Source organism: Pseudomonas sp. PS01301, assembly GCF_029960215.1.
Classification (GTDB): domain Bacteria; phylum Pseudomonadota; class Gammaproteobacteria; order Pseudomonadales; family Pseudomonadaceae; genus Aquipseudomonas; species Aquipseudomonas coleopterorum.
Genome location: NZ_JASCPM010000164.1, coordinates 1 through 252 on the forward strand (window position 1 = coordinate 1; position 252 = coordinate 252).

General features: G+C 51.2%; 1 rRNA gene. It reads right to left on the reverse strand.

The features are described 5' to 3' along the window. Positions 1–252, reverse strand: a 23S ribosomal RNA gene (locus QMX89_RS22880); the annotation flags it as partial.

The following is a 252-nucleotide window of genomic DNA, read 5'->3' on the forward strand; positions in this document are numbered from 1 at the left end:
CGAGTTCTCTCAAGCGCCTTGGTATTCTCTACCCAACCACCTGTGTCGGTTTGGGGTACGGTTCCTGGTTACCTGAAGCTTAGAAGCTTTTCTTGGAAGCATGGCATCAACCACTTCGTCGTCTAAAAGACAACTCGTCATCAGCTCTCGGCCTTGAGATCCCGGATTTACCTAAGATCCCAGCCTACCACCTTAAACTTGGACAACCAACGCCAAGCTGGCCTAGCCTTCTCCGTCCCTCCATCGCAATAA